Source organism: Vibrio sp. S9_S30, from assembly GCF_014694455.1.
Classification (GTDB): domain Bacteria; phylum Pseudomonadota; class Gammaproteobacteria; order Enterobacterales; family Vibrionaceae; genus Vibrio.
On sequence record NZ_JAAUWT010000148.1, the window covers coordinates 1 to 413 of the forward strand.

The window sequence follows — 413 nt, forward strand, 5'->3', positions numbered from 1 at the left end:
GTACCTACCTCTTTTCTCTAACAAAAGAGTAAGACATAGGATTTGAGAACTTTTAATTGAATAACAACGCTTATCCGAAGATAAGGGGATAGTTGTTATTCGTCAGCTTTCCAAATTGTTAAAGAGCGTGATCCATTAAGAACCATTTCTAAATATTCTCTAGTTGAAGAGAAGAACACTTAAAGATGGTGGAGCTATGCGGGATCGAACCGCAGACCTCTTCGCTGCCAGCGAAGCGCTCTCCCAGCTGAGCTATAGCCCCATCTGGAAGTTTTTCTTACTCTTAACTTCATAAACCGTATCAATCTGTGTGGACACTCGTCTCAATAATCATCGTATAAGGAGGTGATCCAGCCCCAGGTTCCCCTAGGGCTACCTTGTTACGACTTCACCCCAGTCATGAACCACAAAGT

1 tRNA gene and 1 rRNA gene are annotated in these 413 nt (G+C 42.9%); both read right to left on the reverse strand.

Annotation, left to right across the window (positions count from 1 at the left end):
* Positions 1–186 precede the first annotated feature (186 nt).
* A tRNA-Ala gene (locus tag HC752_RS24435) sits at positions 187–262 on the reverse strand.
* Between the two features lie 76 nt (positions 263–338).
* Positions 339–413 (reverse strand): 16S ribosomal RNA (locus HC752_RS24440); the annotation flags it as partial.